Consider the following 16,393-nt stretch of genomic DNA (forward strand, 5'->3'; position numbering starts at 1 on the left):
CGGACCGCGAACCCCGGATCCGGACCGCCCCGCCCCCCGCAACGGGGGCGGGGCTCTCACCGGAACGGTGCGGACACCCCCTAGGCTTCGTGTCCCGGGGTATCCGTCGACAGGCAAGGTGCGCACATGTTTGAGTCGCCGCAGGAGAATCCGTACCCGGACAGCCATGTCCTCGGCGAGGGACCCGAACCGCACCCGCTGCTGCGGCCGGTGCTGCCGCTGCTGGGGCGCTGGCACGGCCGGGGCAGGGGCGAGTACCCGACCCTGGAGCAGGACTTCCGGTACGAGCAGGAGATCACCTTCAGCCACGACGGGCGCCCCTTCCTGCGCTATGAGGCACGGGCGTGGCTGATCGACGCCTCGGGGGCCCCGGTGCGCCCGGCGAGTCGGGAGGCCGGGTGGTGGCGGGTGACTCCCGACGCGTCCCTGGAAGTCGTACTCGCCCATCCGACCGGCATCGTCGAGACGTACGTCGGGCGGGTGTCCGAAACGGAGATCGAGATCGAGACCAAGGACGTGGCGCTGACCCCCTTGGCCAAGGAGGTCACCGGCACCCGGCGCCACTACGCCCTTCAGGGTGCGGAGATGACGGTCACCCAGGACATGGCGGCGGTGGGGCAGCCGCTGCAACACCACCTCACGGCCCACCTGCGCCGACGCCCCTCCTGACCTCACCCGGGGCACCACCCGGGTGAGGTCACCCAGGTGCCCGGCACGGTGTGCCCGGCGGCCGGGTCCTCCCTCTCGCATAGTCGAGGTACGCCGTGGCCGCCACGGCGCCGTGCCGGAGGGATGGACCGTGGTGGATTCTGAGCGACGCGCTGCGATGACCGCGCTGCTGGCCGCGGGCCTGGCCCCGGGTGCGGGTACGGGCGTCGCGGAGGCAGCGACCGCACCGGCACTCGCACCGGCCGGGCCGGCGTCCGCGCGGGGCCCGCGCCCGCCCGTGGAGTTGCTCGGCACCGAGATCCGCCGGTTGCCCACGTCCCGCAAGGTCGTGGCGCTCACCTTCAACGCCGCGTGGGACGTGAGCGGGGTGGACACGGTGCTGGGCGAATTGCGCCGCCGGAAGCTGCCCGCCACCTTCTTTCCGACGGGCGAGTTCGCCGACGCCCACCCCGCGGCCGTGCGTGCCATGGGCGCGGCGCACGGCCTGGGCAACCACTCGTACAGCCACCCCCACTTCCGCGACCTGAGCACCGCGGAGCGGGCGGAGGAAGTGCGCCGGGCCGATACGGCGATCCGCGCGGCGTCCGGGACCGAGCCGCTGCCGTTCTTCCGTTTCCCCTACAGCGCCACGAGCGAGGACTCGGTCGCCGACGTCAACGACCTCGGCTACGCGGCGATCGAGTTCACCGCCGACACCAACGGCTACCTGGGCCCGGCGGGCGGCATGACGGTGGACAAGGCGGTCAAGCGCGCCGTCGACGCCCTCGCTCCCGGCGCGATCGTCCAGATGCACGTGGGCAGCACCGGGGACGGCATCGTCCTCGACGCCCAGGCCCTCCCCCGGATCATCGACGCGGCCGAGGACGCCGGCTACGAGGTCATCGACCTCCGCCGGTTCCTCGTCGAGGGCCGGGCCATCGAGCCGGGATATTGAGATGCAGGCAGGTCAGCGGGTGCGTAGGGTCGATGCACGTGGAACCACTCACTGAAAAGCAAATCCGCTCATCCTTCGTGAACTGCACCAAGGGCGAGGCGGCGCGGCTGCGGCTGCCGCTCGACTTCGCCGAACTGCCCTGGGAAGACCTGGACTTCCTGGGGTGGGTGGATCCGGGGGCGCCGCTGCGGGCCCATCTCGTACTGCCCCGGGCGCAGGGTCCGATGGGGATTTCGCTGCGCGTGCCCTCGGTGGGCCGCACCAGCACGGTGAAGTCCAGCCTGTGCCAGATCTGCCTGACCGGTCACGCGTCTTCCGGGGTCACCCTGCTCGCCGCGCCCTTGGCGGGCGCCCGCGGCCGGGACGGCAACACGGTCGGCATCTATGTCTGCGCGGACCTCGCCTGCCCCCTGTACGTGCGGGGCAAGCGCCAGCCGAAGCTGCGTGCCGGGCGGTACGAGGAGTCCCTGACCCTGGACGAGCGCCTCGCGCGCATGTCGGGCAACGTGGACGCGTTCGCGGCCAGGGTCGCCGCGGCGTGAACTTCGAGCAGGTCTTCACGTACGCGTGGAAGCACCACACGGGCAAGGGCTCCAGCGTCCTGTCCGTGGCCTACGAACCGGACGAGGCGGGCCGGCCGCGGCGCTGGCTGCTGTTGGCGGGGCTGCCCGATTTCAGTGAGCTGCTGGGCTTCGACGATGCCGCGCACGTGCGGGAGTTCGCGCTGGCGGTCCTCGAACTGCCGCTGACGGCGCGGTTCCACGAGCAGGACATCGAGCTGTACCAGGCCGGCGCGCGGGGGACCGCCAAGCCACCCTGACGGTGGCCCGTGACCCCGCCGACGAGCTCCGCGCCTACTTCGCGTACCAGTCGTACTACGTCTTCCCCGACCGCGACGGACGGCCGGGCCCCGCCGGCCTGGGCCTGCAGGTCGTGTGCGACGACGTCGACGTGGCCCGGGCGCACGCCGAGGCGCGGGCCCTGCTCGCGGCACTGGACGAGGCCGGCCTCCCGGTGCAGCCCGCCTGACATGTGCACATGATGCGCAGCAGCGGGACGAGTGGCTGGCGGTCGCCGTATCCGTCCTGATGGCTATCGTGATGTGGTGCTGTCCGTACTGCGCCACCGCACCTACCGGCGTCTGTTCACCGCTCAGGCCGTCGCCCTGGTCGGCACGGGGCTCGCGACCGTCGCGCTGAGCCTGCTGGCCTACGACATCGCCGGGGACGACGCCTCGGCCGTGCTGGGCACGGCCCTGGCGGTCAAGATGATCGCCTACGTCGGCATCGCCCCGCTGGCCGGCGCGCTCGCCGACCGGATCCCGCGGCGCACCCTGATGGCGGCGATGGACCTCACCCGCGCCGCGGTCGCCCTGGCCCTGCCGTTCGTCACCGAGATCTGGCAGATCCATCTCCTGATCTTCCTGCTCCAAGCGGCGTCGGCCGCCTTCACCCCCGTCTTCCAGGCGACCATCCCCGAGGTGCTGCCCGCCGAACGCGACTACACCCGGGCCCTGTCGATGTCCCGGCTCGCCTACGACCTGGAGAGCCTGTTCAGCCCGGCGCTGGCCGCCGCGCTGCTGACGCTGGTCTCCTACGACTGGCTCTTCACCGGCACCTCCCTCGGCTTCCTGGCCTCCGCCGCCCTCGTCGTCGCCACCGTGCTGCCCCGGCCCGCGCCCGTCGAGCGCACCGGCGGCGCCTATGCCAAGGCCGCCTTCGGCACCCGGCTGTTCTGGGCGACGCCCCGCCTGCGGGCCCTGCTCGCCCTGGACCTCGCGGTCGCCGCCGCCGGAGCCATCGTCTTCGTCGACACCGTCGTCCTGGTCCGGGGCCACTTCGGCCGCTCCGCGGGCGCCGTCTCCCTGGCTCTCGGCGCGTACGGCGCGGGGTCCATGCTGACCGCGCTGCTGTTGCCGCGTCTGCTGCGCCGGCGTCCGGACCGCGCCGTCATGCTCCCGGCCGCCTGCGCCCTTCCCGTGGTCCTGGCCGCCGTCGCCGCCCTCACCGCGACGGCGCCGGGCACCTGGTCCTGGTCCGCTGTCCTGGCGGGGTGGGCCGTGATCGGCGCGGCCTCCTCCGCCGTCCTCACGCCCGGCGGCCGTGTCATCCGCCGCTCCACCGCCGACCCGGACCTGCCCGCCGCGTTCGCCGCGCAGTTCTCCCTGTCCCACGGCTGCTGGCTGCTCACGTACCCCGTGGCGGGCTGGCTCGCCGCCTGGGCCGGGCTTCCGGTGACCGCGCTGGTCCTCGGCGCCGTGTCCCTGGCCGCCACCGGGGCGGCCGCCGCCGCCTGGCCCGCCCGCGACCCGTCCCGGATCGAGCACGTCCACCCCGACCTGCCCCCGGGCCACCCCCACCTCGCCGACGCGAGCCCGGCGGCGGGCGGCTGGCGGCACGGGCACCACTACGTCATCGACCGGCACCACCACCGCTGGCCGTCCGCCGGCCTCACAGGGGCTTCGCGCGGGCGATGACCAGTGCGACGTCGTCGTGGTCGTCCCGCCGGCGCAGGGTGTCCAGGAGCCTGTCGCAGGTCTCCTCCAGCGGGCGGCTGGTGTCGGCGAGCAGTCGCAGCAGGAGGTCCAGGCGCTCGTCGATGGGCTGGTCCCGGGTCTCGACCAGCCCGTCCGTGTACAGGACCAGCTGGTCTCCGGGCTCCATGCGCACGGAGGTGACCTCGAAGGGAACGCCTCCCACGCCCAGGGGCGTGCCGGTGGGCAGGTCGAGGAGCCGGGGGGCCCGGCCGGACCGGATCAGGACCGGGGGCAGGTGTCCGGCGACGGCGATGCGGCACTCCGCGCGGTGGGGGTCGTAGACGGCGTAGACGCAGGTGGCGATGGTTTCCTCGAGGGCGCTGGTGGTGCGGTCCAGCTGCTCGAGGACGCGGGTCGGGTCGAGGGACAGTTCGGCGAGGGTGCGGGTGGCGGTGCGCAGTTGTCCCATGCCTGCGGCGGCGTTGATGCCGCTGCCCATGACGTCTCCGACGACGAGGACGGTGGTGTCGTCCGGCTGGGCGATGGCGTCGAACCAGTCCCCGCCGATCTCGCTGGTGGCCGCAGCGGGCCGGTAGCGGTAGGCGACCTCGAGACCGGGCGTGGGCGGCGGGTGGTGCGGGAGGAGGTGGTGCTGGAGGGCGAGTGCGGTGTGGTGCGCGTTGCGGTACCAGCGGGCGTTGTCGATGCACACGGCGGCGCGGGCGGCCAGTTCTCCGGCCAGGATGATGTCGTCGTCGTCGAAGGGCCGCGGGTTGCGGGTGCGCTTGAGGTCGAGGGCGCCGAGGACCTCGCCGCGGGCGATGAGCGGCACGGCCAGGTACGAGCGCAGTCCGGCCCGGGCCAGGAGGGCGGCCGCGTCGTCGTCGCGGGCGATGCGCGAGATGTCCCGTGCGTGCACGTGGGCCACCAGTACGGGGTGGCCGGTCGTCACGGACTGGGTGACCAGCCGGTCCGCCTCGTAGCGGGCGATGTCGCCGGGCGGGTCGGCGGCGCGGACCGCCTCGCTGGGGTAGGCGGCCGCCACGGCCAGGGCCCGGAACACCGCCGGCTCGTGGGCGGACGACTTCAGGCTGGGCCTGCCCTCGAGGACGGAGTCGAGGATGTCGACCGCGGCGATGTCGGCGAGCTCGGGAACGACCACATCGGCGAGTTCGCGGGCGGTCTGTTCCAGATCGAGGGTGGTGCCGATGCGGACGGTGGCGTCCGCGATCAGGGCGAGGCGGCGGCGGCTGTGGGCGATCTCCTTGGCCGCCTGGTGACTCTGGGTGATGTCCACCACGGAGGTCGCGAGGCCGAGCACCCGCCCGGTGGCGTCCTCCAGCCGGTAGTAGGAGACCGACCAGGCGTGCTCGTGGTGCTGATCGCCCTGGGTGTGGCCTGCGGTGAACTGCTCGACCAGCGGCGTCCCCGTGGCGAGCACCTGGCGCATCGCCGACTCGACGGCCCCCGCGTCATCGAGGAAGGACAGGGCGTCGCGGACGCCCCGTCCGATGTGCTCGGCGGCCGGCAGCCCGTTGATGCGCTCCAGCGAGGGGTTGACCAGGACGTAGCGCAGCTCCGTGTCCAGGACCGCCAGCCCGATCGGGGACTGGGCGACCAGCCGGGCGGAGAGCGCCAGGTCCCGCTCCAGCCGGCGCAGGCGGGTACGGTCCGTGGCGATCCCGAGGGCGTAAAGGTCTCCGTGCTCGTCGAGCAGCCGCATGTTGCGGAATTCGACCAGGAGCGTGCTGCCGTCCTTGTGCCGTACAGGGAACGCCCCGGCCCAGTCCCCGGCGCCGCCCATGACCCTCGCGAACAGCTCCACGACCAGGTCCACGTGCTCGTCGGACGCCAGCAGGCGAGCGGCGGGCCGGCCGAGGGCCTCCTTCGCCGTCCATCCGAACAGTTGCTCGGCCTGCGGGCTCCACAGGGCGATCCGCCCCTGCGCGTCCAGGACGACCGCGGCGACGTTCAGGACGTCGAGCAGCCCGCTCGGCGGGGACACCCCGGGCACGGCGCGCCCGGCCGCCTCCGCCCGGCCTGCCCCGAAGGCTCCGGTCGCATCCATCCAAGGCGCTCCCTTCCGGCGCGGCTCCCTTCATGGTCCCTCCAAATCCGCCCTCCAGCCCTCCAGCGGTCAGGACGGAGTGGGTCACGGCGGGCGCACGGGACACGGCCCGCCCGGTAGGGAGCCCCTTCTCAGTGCAGCGCCGTGAGGACCCGCTCGGGGGTGAGGGGGAGGTCGCGCAGACGCCGGCCGGTGGCGTGGCACACGGCGTTGCCGATCGCGGCCGCCGTGCCGACGATGCCGATCTCTCCGATCCCCTTGCTGCCCATCGGGTTGAGGTGCTCGTCGTGCTCGTCGATCCATCCCACCTCGATGGCGGGCACGTCGGCGTTGACCGGCACGTGATAGGCCGCCAGGTCGTCCTCGGCGAAGCCGCCGTGGACGGGGTCGACCGTACTGCGTTCCGTCAGCGCCATGCCGATGCCCATCACCATCGCCCCGGTGAACTGGGAGCGGGCCAGCGCCGGGTTCAGGATGCGCCCGGCCGCGAAGACCCCGAGCAGGCGGCTCACGCGCACCTCGCCGGTGACGGTGTCGACCCGGACCTCGGCGAAGTGGGCACCGAACGCGTGGCGGGCGTACGGGGACTCCTGCCGGACCGCCTCCGTGGTGTCGGCCGATGCCGACAGGCCCTCTGCGGGCAGCCCGCCCCGGTGGCCCGCCAGCCGGGCGGCCAGGGCGGTGCAGGCCTCGTGCACGGCCCAGCCCCAGGAGGAGGTGCCGCAGGATCCGCCGGCGAGGGAGGCCCGGGGCAGGTCGGTGCGGCCGATGGCCACCGTCACGGAGTCCAGCGGGACCGCCAGGGCGTCGGCCGCCACCTGGGCGAGGACGGTACGGGCGCCGGTCCCGATGTCGGTGGCGTTGATCTCGACGAGGTGGCTGCCGTCGGGCCGCACGTGCACCCGGGCGGTCGAGGGCGCGATGTACACGGGATAGGTGGCCGAGGCGACTCCCACGCCGCGCAGGAACGGTCCGTCCTCTCGCGGAGTACGGGACGCGGCCCAGCCGAAGCGGGCCGCGCCCTCCTGGAGGCACTCCACGAGGTGCCGGCTGCTGAAGGGGCGGTCGGTGTCGGGTTCGAGGGCGGGCTCGTTGCGGATGCGCAGCTCGACCGGGTCCACTCCCAGCGCGTCGGCCAGCTCGTCCATGGCCGACTCCAGGGCGTACATGCCCGGCGCCTCGCCCGGGGCCCGCATCCAGGAGGGCGTGGGCACGTCCAGGGCGACGGCCCGGTGGAGGGTGCGGCTGTCCGGTACGGCGTACATGACGCGTGCGGGGACGGCCGCCTGCTCGACGAACTCCCTGACGCGGGACGTGTGCGTGGTGGCCTCGTGGGTGAGCGCGGTGAGCGTGCCGTCGGGGCGGGCACCCAGGCTGATCCGGTGGAGGGTCGGCGCGCGGTGTCCGACGACGGTGGGCAGGTGACGCCGGGGCAGGGCGAGTTGGACCGGTCGTCCGACGTGGCGGGCGGCCATGGCGGCCAGTACGACGTGCGGGCGCGGGGTGCCCTTGCAGCCGAATCCGCCGCCGACGTGCTCGCTGACGACCGTGACCCGCTCCTCCGGCAGGCCGAACAGCGAGGCCAGCGCCGTGCGGACGGCGCCCGCGCCCTGACTGGAGTCCCACACGGTCAGGTGCTCGCCGCCGGCGTCCCACTCGGCGGTGGCGGCGTGCGGTTCCATGGGGTGGTTGTGCAGGGGCGGGACCGTGTAGGCGCAGTCGACGCGTACCGGTGCGGCGGCGAGGGCCGCGTCCGGATCGCCGCGCTCCCGGAGGGCGGGATACCCGCCGTTGACCTCCTCGGGCGTGTAGGCGCCGGGATGGTCGGCGCGCAGGCCGCCGTCGTGTTCCTCGGTCGCGTAGCTGATCCGCACGGCTTCGGCGGCCGCCCGGGCCCCTTCGAGGGTCTCGGCGATCACCAGGGCCACGTACCAGCCGCGGTGCGGCACCTCGTGGTTCTGGAGCACCTGGAGGGTGGGGTCGTCCGAGGGGCCCAGGCGGGGCGCGTTGTCGGGGGTGAGGACGTCCAGTACGCCGGGGAGCTCCAGGCAGGGTCCGGTGTCCACGGCCGTGACGCGGCCGCGGGGTACGGCGGCGGGCACCGGCCAGGCGTGGACGCGGCCGCGCGGGCTGTGGTCGGTGGCGTAGCGGGCGGCGCCGGTCACCTTCTGGGAGCCTTCCGCGCGGACTGCGGAGGTGCCGAGGACGGTGTCCGGGCGTCCGGGTCGACGGTGGCGGTCGGGGCACATGGCTGCTCCTACGGGGTGCGGGGCTGTCCGTCCTGCGCGCGTCGGGCGAGCGTGGCGAGTGCGTCGCACGCGAGGTTGCGGGCGAGCGCGATCTTGTACGCGTTGTCGCGCAGGGGCCGGGCCTGGGCCAGTTCCGCCTCGACGGCCTCCCGCACCGCCTCGGCGGTCGGCTCGGCGCCGGTCAGCCGTGCCTCGGCCGTGGTGGCCCGCCAGGGCCGGTGGGCGAGGCCGCCGAAGGCGAGGGCGACCCGCCGTACGAGACGGCCGTCGGGGCCGAGGTCGAGTACGGCGGCCACCGAGGCCAGCGCGAAGGCGTAGGAGGCCCGCTCGCGGGCCTTGCGGTAGAGGGAGACGGCACCCGGGGCGGCGGCGGGCAGCAGGACCGCGGTGACGATCTCGCCGTGCCGGATGACGGTGTCCTGCTCGGGCCGCTCGCCGGGCAGCCGGTGGAAGGCGGCCGCGGGCACGGTCCGGGTGCCCTGCTCGCCGTGCAGCTCGACGTCGGCGTCGAGGGCGGCGAGGGCGACGGCCATGTCCGACGGGTGGGTGGCGATGCAGTGCTCGGAGTGTCCCAGTACGGCGTGGTCGCGGTGGACCGCGTCGCGGGCGGCGCAGCCGGAGCCCGGATCGCGCTTGTTGCAGGCGGTGGAGACGTCCTGGAAGTAGGGGCACCGGGTGCGCTGGAGCAGGTTGCCGCCGGTGGTGGCCACGTTGCGCAGCTGCCCCGACGCTCCCGCGAGCAGTGCCTGGGTGAGGGCCGGGTGGCGGGTGCGGACGAGGGGGTGGGCCGCCACATCGCTGTTGCGGGCCGTGCCGCCGATGCGGAGCGTGCCGCCGGGCAGCTCCTCAATGCCGTTCAGGGGCAGCCGTGCGAGGTCGACGAGGGTGCCCGGGCGCTCGACGCCCCGTTTCATGAGGTCCACGAGGTTGGTGCCGCCGGCGAGGTAGCGCGAGCCGGGCAGGCCGGCGTGGGCGGCCGTCGCCTCCTGGAGGGTGGTCGCACGCACGTAGGCGAAGGGTTTCACGCGATCACGTCCAGCACGGCGTCGACGATGCGGGGGTAGGCGCCGCAGCGGCAGAGGTTGCCGCTGAGCCGTTCCCGGATCTCCTCGGCGGTCAGCGGGACGGGGGCGGGATCGGCGAGGGTTTCGGCGGGTGTGGCGTGCGACGGGTGGCCCGCGGCGGCCTCCTCGATCGCCGCGACGGCGGAGCAGAGCTGGCCGGGTGTGCAGAACCCGCACTGGAAGGCGTCCCGGTCGATGAAGGCCCGCTGGAGCGGGTGCAGGGCACCGGAGGGGGCGGCGAGCCCCTCCACCGTGGTGACGTGCGCGCCGTCCTGCGCGACGGCGAGCAGCAGACAGGCGTTCACCCGGCGCCCGTCGAGGAGCACGGTGCAGGCGCCGCACTGCCCGTGGTCGCACCCCTTCTTCGCGCCGGTCAGGCCGAGGTGCTCGCGCAGGGCGTCGAGCAGGGTGACGCGGTGGTCGAGCCGCAGGACGTGGTCCGTGCCGTTGACACGGAGCGTGACGGAGGAGGCAGGGGGCTCGGTTCCACTCGCCACCGCCGGCTCCCTTCGACTGGGTGGACGTCGCTGTAACACGTCGACTATCCCGCCCCGGGGCCGGTGGGCGCCGTGCCACGCGGAGGGCGGCCGCCCCGGAGGCCGATCTTCCATCGGTCGGCCCCGCCGGCGGCCGCCCGGGAGGCATGCACGCCGGGCGGCCGGGGTAGGCGCGGTGTACGGGGCGCGACCTGGCCACCAGGCTGCGACGGGGTCGCGCTCCGGCCTAGCCGAGCGCCGCCAGGAGTTCCCGCTCGCGCGCGGCGCTGAGGCCGGCCCGGCGGGGCCGGTCCAGGCCCGCCTCCCGCTCCCAGGCCAGGGTGTCCGCCAGCAGCTCCGTCCGGGGCCGGTGGCGCAGGCCTGCCGCGCTCGCGGCGGCGCCGCTGCGCGCGCAGAAGCCGGCCCACTGCGGGTCGGCCATCCACATCGCGAGGGATTCCTGGCCCATGAACTCGCCCACCTGCTGTCCGAGCAGCCAGTCGCGGCCCGCCGGCACCACCGGTCCGGTGTGCCCGCCGATCTCCCTCGAGAGGGCGACCCATTCCCCGAAGGGCACCACCGGGCCGACCGCGTCGTAGGTGCCGGTCGTCCTCTTCTCCGCGCAGTCCAGCAGCCACGCCGCGAGGTCCCGTACGTCGACCGCCTGCGTCGGGACGTCCGGGGAGTCGGGCACCAGCAGGGGCTCGAGCGGCTCCCGGGCCGCGCGGCCGACCCAGTACCCGGTGCGGCCGCTGTTGTCGCCGGGCCCGCCGATCAGGCCGGCCCGCGCGATGAGGAGCCGGTCGCCGAGCGCGGCCGTCGCGGCCCGCTCGCAGGCCACCTTGGCCTGCCCGTACTCCTCGCGGCCGAGCTCGTCACCCGCGGCCGCCGGCAGCAGTTCGGCCGTCTCGTCCGCGCCCGGCCGCGCCTGCGAGGCGTACGCGCTGACCGAGGAGACGTACGCCCAGTGGCCCGCCCGCGGGCCGAGCGCCGCCAGTGCGCCGCGGACGAAGCCGGGCTGCCAGGACACCTCCACCACGGCGTCCCAGTCCCGGTCCGTGAGGCTCTCGTACGCCGTGGCCGCGCGCCGGTCGGCGGCCACCAGCGTGGCGCCCTCGGCGACTTCGCCGCTCTCGCCGCGGGCCAGGCACGTCACCCGGTGTCCGCGTGCCATGGCCTGCCGCGAGATCTCTCGACCCACCCATGCCGTTCCGCCCAGTACCAGGATCTCCATCTGCCCACCCAAACACGGGTGATGGGCCTTCGCCCAGGGGGCTTCGCCGAGAGCGGACCGCGTCGCCGCTGGCTTCGGTTCGGTCAGGCGGCCAGCGCCGTGGTGATCACCAGCGGTGGCCTGGCTCGCTCCGCCGACCAGGTGTGGGCGCGGGCGAGCTGCGGGTCCGCGAGGGCGAGCGCTTCCTCCACGGACGGGCGGTGCTGGACGGCGTCCCGGAACCCGGCGCGTTCCAGCAGCCCGGGGATGAGGACGACGGGCCACGCGTGGTTGCGCACCTCCTGCCAGGAGCCGTCGGTGCGCCGGAGCCGTACGGTGAGCTGCTCGCCGGGCCCGTAGGCCTCGCCCGGGGCGCCGATGCGCAGCGAGGCGTAGTCCATGCCGGTGCAGTCCGGATCGGTGACCAGCAGGACGAACGGGGCTCCGGGCCGCAGCAGTCTGCGGATCTCCGTGAACAACGCGAGGACCGCTTCCTCGGTGGGCAGTGAGGCGAGTACGTGATTGCACATCACAGCGTCCGCGCAGCCGTCCGCCAGGCCGGCCACGCGTCCGTTCCGGACGAGGTGGTACTCGGCCACGGCCATGCCCGACCCGCGTGCCAGGGCCAGCATTTCGGGCGAGGTGTCCACGCCCAGCACCCGCGCCCCCAGCAGCCGGGCCGCCTGGTCGGCGACCTTCCCCGGCCCGCATCCGTAGTCCACCAGGACCTCGCCGCTGCCGAGCCGGCGGGCGAGGTCCCGGAAGACGAACGGGTAGCCGAGGAGCCAGTCCGTGGCCGCTTCCACGGCCGCGAAGGCCTGCGCGCCCTCGCGGCCGGACCATGCGGCGCTGTCTCCGACACCGGGCTGCCCGGATCCCTGCGGCCTGTCGCTCACAGCCTCACTATCGGCCCACCGCAGCGGTGCGGGGGTGGTACGACACGGGCCGCCCTCCGGATCAGGTGGTCGGGTGCAGACGGGACGGCGCGAGCGGCGCACCGTGCCGGTGCGCGTCGGCCGCGGCCAGGGCGCTGCCCGCCAGCCAGCTCCCCCAGTCGAGGTTCCAGTCGCCGAAGCCGTTGGCGAAGGGGGCCATCTTCTCGCCGCCGCTGTTGACCACTTCGACGATGTCCCCTTCGCGCACCGTCTCGAAGAACCAGGCGGCGTTCTCGGTGCTCATGCCCGTACAGCCGTGGCTGACGTTCTCCTCGCCCTGCGCCTCGACCGACCAGGGCGCCGCGTGGATGTACTCGCCGCTCCAGGTCACCCTGGTCGCGTACAGAACGGGCAGGTCGTAGAACTCCTTGGTGCCGCGCTTGATCCCGACGGTGTCCCCCCGCATCCGGACCTTGGGCTCCTTGCGCAGCACGACCTTGATGCCGGCGCGCGTCCTGAACCCGGCCTTTCCGGTGGTGACCGGGATCGTCCTGATGATCCGTCCGTTGCGGCGTACGGTCATCTCGTGGGCGGCGGAGTCGGTGACGGCCTCGATGCGGTCTCCGACGGTGAACTCCAGCTGCTCCGAGGGGCCGCCGTAACCGAGGTCCCCGACCTCGACCCCGTCGAGACCGCTGCGTACGCGGACCACGGTGTGGGCGGGCCAGTAGGTGCGCGGGCGGTAGTGCAGGGTCGACGCGTCGACCCAGTGCCAGGCGCCTTCGACCTGGGGCTCCGAGGTCACCTGCAGTGCCTGCTCCACCCGTGCGCGGGCCACCGGGTCGTCGGTGGGCACCGGGCGGCTGAGGTCCGCGGTGACGATCTCCCCCGCGCCGTACGTCCCCGGGCGGGGCCCGAACTCGGCCGTCAGCCGGCCCCCGTCGGCGGGCGGGGCGGTCCGGAACGCCATGGTCACCCCGACCGGGGTGCCGGCCGCGTCCTGGGCGCCGACCTGCACGGTGTACATCTCGCCCGCGCGCAGCGGCTCGGTGTTGAGCCAGTGCCCGCTGTCGGGGCCGAGCTCTCCGGCCAGGTGGCGGCCGTGCCCGTCGGTCACGGTCACGTCGGTGAGGCGTCCCGGTTCCGCGAGGGCGATCTCCAGCGGCGCGTCGGCGTCCGTGGGCAGCGCGTCCGAGCGGGCGGCGCTCGAGGTGTCGCCGAGGACCGGCATCCGCAGGACGGTTCCGCTGCCGTGGGCGGTGGCCCGGACGCGCTGCTCCCGCCAGCCGCCGCACAGCCCGGGCCGGAAGGTGTGGACGGCGCACCGGCCGGCCCCCGCCGGGCCGCCCTCGTCCACCGCCCGGCCGACCAGCAGGGTGACCGCCGCCTCCTTCGCCCCGCTTCCGGCCGTGTGCTCCGCGGCGTCCGCGTCGGACGCCCGGCCCGGCGCAGCCGCTGCCACCAGCATGGCTCCCGTCACGGCGGCCACCACGCCCCACGCCTTGGTCAGTTGCATTCGTTGCCCTCCCAGATCTCACACGGCCGGATGGCAGCATCAAAACGATCGGGAGCCAAAATGATGATCATGAACTCGGCTCTGGGGCCGAACGGGCACCCCAAGAGAACTCGTACGGAGCACACACCGGCCGGTGGGCGCGGCAATCGGGGCTCTGCGTAGCATCCGGGCATGTCTCACTCCCACCCGCGGCTCCAGCGCCTGCGCGATGACCACGCCCCGGCCCTCCTCGCGTTCGAGCGGGAGAACCGGGCCTATTTCGCCGCATCGGTACCCGATCGCGGCGACCTCTACTTCACGCGCTTCGACGAACGGCACGCGGATCTGTTGGCCGAACAGGCCGCCGGGCTGCACCACTTCCACGTACTGGTGAGCGACGCCGGCGCGGTGCTCGGACGGGTCAACCTGGTCGACGTGGCGGACGGTTCGGCCGAGCTGGGGTACCGGATGGCCGAGCGGGCCGCCGGCCGGGGGCTGGCCACGTCCGCCGTCGGCGAGGTCTGCGCCCTGGCGGCCGCGGAGTACGGCCTGGCCTCGCTGCGGGCCGTCACCACGCTGGACAACGCCGGCTCGCGCGCCGTCCTGGCCCGTACGGGCTTCACCCCGGCCGGCGAGATCGAGCTGGACGGCCGCCCGGGGCTGCGTTTCGTACGCGCCCTGTAGCGGTGGCGGGCCACCCGGGACCGCCGGCTCCGCCGGCCGCATTCCTTGGCGTCACAGGGTCCGGCGCATGCAGATCCGGGGCCAGCGGTCCAGCCCGTGCTGCGCTTCGCGAGCGCGGATCTCGCGCAGTCCGGGTGTGAGGCCGGCGTCGTCCAGCGGCAGGAAGCCGCAGCGCGCGTAGTACGGGGCGTTCCACGGGACCTCGGTGAAGGTGGTGAGGGTCAGCGCGGGCACCCCTCGTCGGCGGCGTACTGCGCGAGGTGGTCCAGCAGGGACCGGCCGATGCGGCGGCGCGCGCTGCCCGGGTGGACCGACACCTGCTCCACATGGAGGCTGCCGTCGACGCGGTCGGCGATCAGATAGGCGACCGGGGAGTCGGCCGGGCCGGCGAACGGGTCGACGGCGATCCAGGCCAGCCCGGCCCGCTGGTAGTCGGCGAGTTCCTCGAGCGGGAGCGGTTCGTCGTCGGCGATCTCCGGCATGCCGATGTCCCGGAAGCACAGGCCGGCCGCCCTCTCGATGTCCTGGAGGAGGGGCAGTTCGTCCAGGCGTGCTGCTCGTATGCGCATGGACGCATTGTCGGGGCCGGGCCGCGCGGTGCCACCCGATTTACCCGTGGTCGGCGGCGCCGCCGCAGTGCCGTAGGGTGGGGTTCACCGACGCGGGGTGGAGCAGCTCGGTAGCTCGCTGGGCTCATAACCCAGAGGTCGCAGGTTCAAATCCTGTCCCCGCTACTGATGGAAGGAAGGGCCCGGATCTTCAACGATCCGGGCCCTTCCTTCCTTTGGCTTGCCTTTGGCTTGGTCAGAGGCGCTCCAGTACGGCGCTCAGGGAGTCCATGACGTGGCTGCGCCAGCCGCCGCCCATGATCGTGCGGGCCCTCATCTGCGCCGGGTCGTCCGGGTCGAAGCCCTCGTGGACGAGGAAGAGCCTGGTTCCGCGGCCTTCCGGTTCAAGCGTCCACGTGATGGTCCAGTCGGCCCGGCCGGCATCGGGGCTGCCGGAGGCGTCCGTCCAGCGGACCGAGAGCATCCGCCCGGTCTCGTAGGCGAGCACCTCGGCCGCCGTCGTGCCGGAGTAGCCCGTGTTCGGGCGGGGCAGCGAGGTCATCGTGTAGCGGTGGCCGACTTCGAGGCGGAAGTCCGAGGGCATGAGCCACTGGGCGATCAGGTCGGGCTCGGTGAGGGCGCGCCAGACCTTGGCGGGCGGATGCGGCAGGAACTGGTCGACCCGGACCGTGCTGAGGTCCTCGTCGAAGCCCTGGTCGGACGCTTCGGAGGCTGAGGTCATGTCTCATCGTCCGGCATGCGGTCCAGGAGGTCGCCCAGGCCCTTGAACCTGTCGCGCCAGAACCGCTCGTACGGATGGAGCCAGTCCTGTACGTCGGCCAGCGGCGCGGCCTCGAGGCGGTAGATGCGCTGGCGGCCGGCGCGCTCCTCCGCGACGAGCCCGGCCTCCCGCAGCACCTTCAGGTGTTCCGAGAGGCTGGGGCGGCGCATGTCGAAGTGGTCGGCCAGGGACTGGACGGGCTGCGGGCCGCGCTCGCGCAGCAGGCGCAGGACTTCGCGGCGGGTGCCGTTGGCGAGAGCGGCGAACACGCGGTCCTCGGCGGTACCCGTCGTGACCATGGCGCTAGAAGCCTTCCTTCTCCGTGAGCAGCATCAGGGCGTTGCCGTCGAGGTCGCGGAAACCGGCCATTCGCCCCCAGGGGGCCTCGTCCGGACCGTTCACCTCGACCCCGGCCGCCGCGAGCCTCGCGCAGTCGGCGTCGACATCGGCCGTGACCAACATGATCCCCCGGGCGGAGCCGGGCGTGAAATCGCCCATCCCCGGGCCGGAGAGCGTGAAGACGGTCTGCGCGCCCTCGGGGGCGACCTGCAGCCAGCGCGCCGGGCCGACCTGGCGGTCGGCACGGACCTCGAAGCCCAGGACGCCGGTGTAGAAGGCGAGGGCCCGGTCCTGGTCGGCGACGGGGAGGGTGACGAAGGAAGCGTGCGTGATGTTCATGCCCCCACGATAGGTAGGGATTTTCCTACGTGTCAAACGTAGGGGATTTCCTACCTATGCCCGGCGGCAGCCCGTCGTTATGATCACCGGCGGCAGGGCCGTAGCGCAGAGGTCGTCGCACCTGGCTTGCACAGCCGGAGGACGTCGGTTCGAATCCGACCGGCCCTGCCGCCTCCCGCCCCG

Annotated in this window: 17 protein-coding genes, 2 tRNA genes and 1 pseudogene; 9 read left to right on the forward strand and 11 right to left on the reverse strand. The window is 73.9% G+C overall.

Going from position 1 to position 16,393, the window contains the following annotated elements; genetic code table 11:
- The first annotated feature begins 126 nt into the window (after positions 1-126).
- From JIW86_RS05475 to JIW86_RS05500, 6 genes are all read left to right on the forward strand, one after another.
- On the forward strand, positions 127-669 hold the full coding sequence (locus tag JIW86_RS05475; protein WP_215140470.1) for an FABP family protein: 543 nt from the start codon (positions 127-129) through the stop codon (positions 667-669).
- 133 nt (positions 670-802) lie between these two features.
- Positions 803-1,603 carry a polysaccharide deacetylase family protein gene (locus tag JIW86_RS05480; protein ID WP_257552760.1) on the forward strand — a complete coding sequence of 267 codons (801 nt, stop codon included), beginning with the start codon at positions 803-805 and terminating at the stop codon, positions 1,601-1,603.
- Between the two features lie 38 nt (positions 1,604-1,641).
- Positions 1,642-2,145, forward strand: a complete 504-nt coding sequence (locus JIW86_RS05485; RefSeq protein WP_257552761.1) for an FBP domain-containing protein — start codon at positions 1,642-1,644, stop codon at positions 2,143-2,145.
- Entirely contained in the window at positions 2,142-2,423 is a 282-nt protein-coding gene (locus JIW86_RS05490; protein WP_257552763.1) for a hypothetical protein, read from the forward strand. Before JIW86_RS05485 ends, JIW86_RS05490 begins: the two co-directional genes overlap by 4 nt.
- A gap of 2 nt (positions 2,424-2,425) precedes the next feature.
- Positions 2,426-2,632 (forward strand): hypothetical protein, encoded by a 207-nt coding sequence (locus tag JIW86_RS05495; RefSeq protein ID WP_257552764.1) that lies wholly within the window; start codon positions 2,426-2,428, stop codon positions 2,630-2,632.
- A gap of 76 nt (positions 2,633-2,708) precedes the next feature.
- The gene (locus JIW86_RS05500; protein WP_257552765.1) at positions 2,709-4,079 is read left to right on the forward strand and encodes an MFS transporter; all 1,371 of its coding nucleotides are present in this window, start codon (positions 2,709-2,711) and stop codon (positions 4,077-4,079) included.
- On the opposite strand, the gene JIW86_RS05505 is transcribed toward JIW86_RS05500, so the two are convergent.
- The 7 genes from JIW86_RS05505 to JIW86_RS05535 all read right to left on the reverse strand — a co-directional run bounded on the left by JIW86_RS05505 (position 4,054) and on the right by JIW86_RS05535 (position 13,540).
- Positions 4,054-6,147 carry a SpoIIE family protein phosphatase gene (locus JIW86_RS05505; RefSeq protein ID WP_257552766.1) on the reverse strand — a complete coding sequence of 698 codons (2,094 nt, stop codon included), beginning with the start codon at positions 6,145-6,147 and terminating at the stop codon, positions 4,054-4,056. The two genes, JIW86_RS05500 and JIW86_RS05505, sit on opposite strands and share 26 nt — an antisense overlap.
- A gap of 131 nt (positions 6,148-6,278) precedes the next feature.
- The gene (locus tag JIW86_RS05510; RefSeq protein ID WP_257552767.1) at positions 6,279-8,396 is read right to left on the reverse strand and encodes a xanthine dehydrogenase family protein molybdopterin-binding subunit; all 2,118 of its coding nucleotides are present in this window, start codon (positions 8,394-8,396) and stop codon (positions 6,279-6,281) included.
- Positions 8,397-8,404: 8 nt separating this feature from the next.
- Complete coding sequence (locus JIW86_RS05515; RefSeq protein WP_257552768.1) at positions 8,405-9,421, reverse strand: FAD binding domain-containing protein; 1,017 nt, start codon at positions 9,419-9,421, stop codon at positions 8,405-8,407.
- Entirely contained in the window at positions 9,418-9,957 is a 540-nt protein-coding gene (locus JIW86_RS05520; RefSeq protein ID WP_257552769.1) for a (2Fe-2S)-binding protein, read from the reverse strand. Before JIW86_RS05520 ends, JIW86_RS05515 begins: the two co-directional genes overlap by 4 nt.
- A gap of 226 nt (positions 9,958-10,183) precedes the next feature.
- The gene (locus JIW86_RS05525; protein WP_257552770.1) at positions 10,184-11,170 is read right to left on the reverse strand and encodes an NAD-dependent epimerase/dehydratase family protein; all 987 of its coding nucleotides are present in this window, start codon (positions 11,168-11,170) and stop codon (positions 10,184-10,186) included.
- Between the two features lie 83 nt (positions 11,171-11,253).
- On the reverse strand, positions 11,254-12,045 hold the full coding sequence (locus JIW86_RS05530) for a class I SAM-dependent methyltransferase (protein WP_257552771.1): 792 nt from the start codon (positions 12,043-12,045) through the stop codon (positions 11,254-11,256).
- 61 nt (positions 12,046-12,106) lie between these two features.
- On the reverse strand, positions 12,107-13,540 hold the full coding sequence (locus tag JIW86_RS05535; RefSeq protein ID WP_257552772.1) for a L,D-transpeptidase: 1,434 nt from the start codon (positions 13,538-13,540) through the stop codon (positions 12,107-12,109).
- Between the two features lie 171 nt (positions 13,541-13,711).
- Between JIW86_RS05535 and JIW86_RS05540 the strand changes: the two genes are divergently transcribed.
- Complete coding sequence (locus JIW86_RS05540; protein WP_257552773.1) at positions 13,712-14,203, forward strand: GNAT family N-acetyltransferase; 492 nt, start codon at positions 13,712-13,714, stop codon at positions 14,201-14,203.
- Between the two features lie 51 nt (positions 14,204-14,254).
- Here the strand turns inward: JIW86_RS05540 and JIW86_RS05545 are convergent.
- Positions 14,255-14,772, reverse strand: a pseudogene (locus JIW86_RS05545) (GNAT family N-acetyltransferase).
- 91 nt (positions 14,773-14,863) lie between these two features.
- On the opposite strand from JIW86_RS05545, the gene JIW86_RS05550 reads away from it, so the two are divergent.
- A tRNA-Met gene (locus JIW86_RS05550) sits at positions 14,864-14,937 on the forward strand.
- A gap of 70 nt (positions 14,938-15,007) precedes the next feature.
- Here JIW86_RS05550 and JIW86_RS05555 read toward each other — a convergent pair.
- The 3 genes from JIW86_RS05555 to JIW86_RS05565 are packed head-to-tail and all read right to left on the reverse strand — an operon-like array spanning position 15,008 to position 16,210.
- Positions 15,008-15,493: an SRPBCC family protein gene (locus JIW86_RS05555; protein ID WP_257552774.1), complete on the reverse strand. Its 486-nt coding sequence runs from the start codon at positions 15,491-15,493 to the stop codon at positions 15,008-15,010.
- Positions 15,490-15,831, reverse strand: coding sequence for an ArsR/SmtB family transcription factor (locus JIW86_RS05560; protein ID WP_257552775.1), 342 nt, complete (start codon positions 15,829-15,831; stop codon positions 15,490-15,492). Before JIW86_RS05560 ends, JIW86_RS05555 begins: the two co-directional genes overlap by 4 nt.
- A gap of 4 nt (positions 15,832-15,835) precedes the next feature.
- Entirely contained in the window at positions 15,836-16,210 is a 375-nt protein-coding gene (locus JIW86_RS05565) for a VOC family protein (protein WP_215140481.1), read from the reverse strand.
- A gap of 94 nt (positions 16,211-16,304) precedes the next feature.
- Between JIW86_RS05565 and JIW86_RS05570 the strand changes: the two genes are divergently transcribed.
- Positions 16,305-16,378: transfer RNA gene (locus tag JIW86_RS05570), tRNA-Cys, on the forward strand.
- Positions 16,379-16,393 lie beyond the last annotated feature (15 nt).

Origin of the sequence: Streptomyces sp. NBC_00162, assembly GCF_024611995.1 — a bacterium.
Classification (GTDB): Bacteria; Actinomycetota; Actinomycetes; order Streptomycetales; family Streptomycetaceae; genus Streptomyces.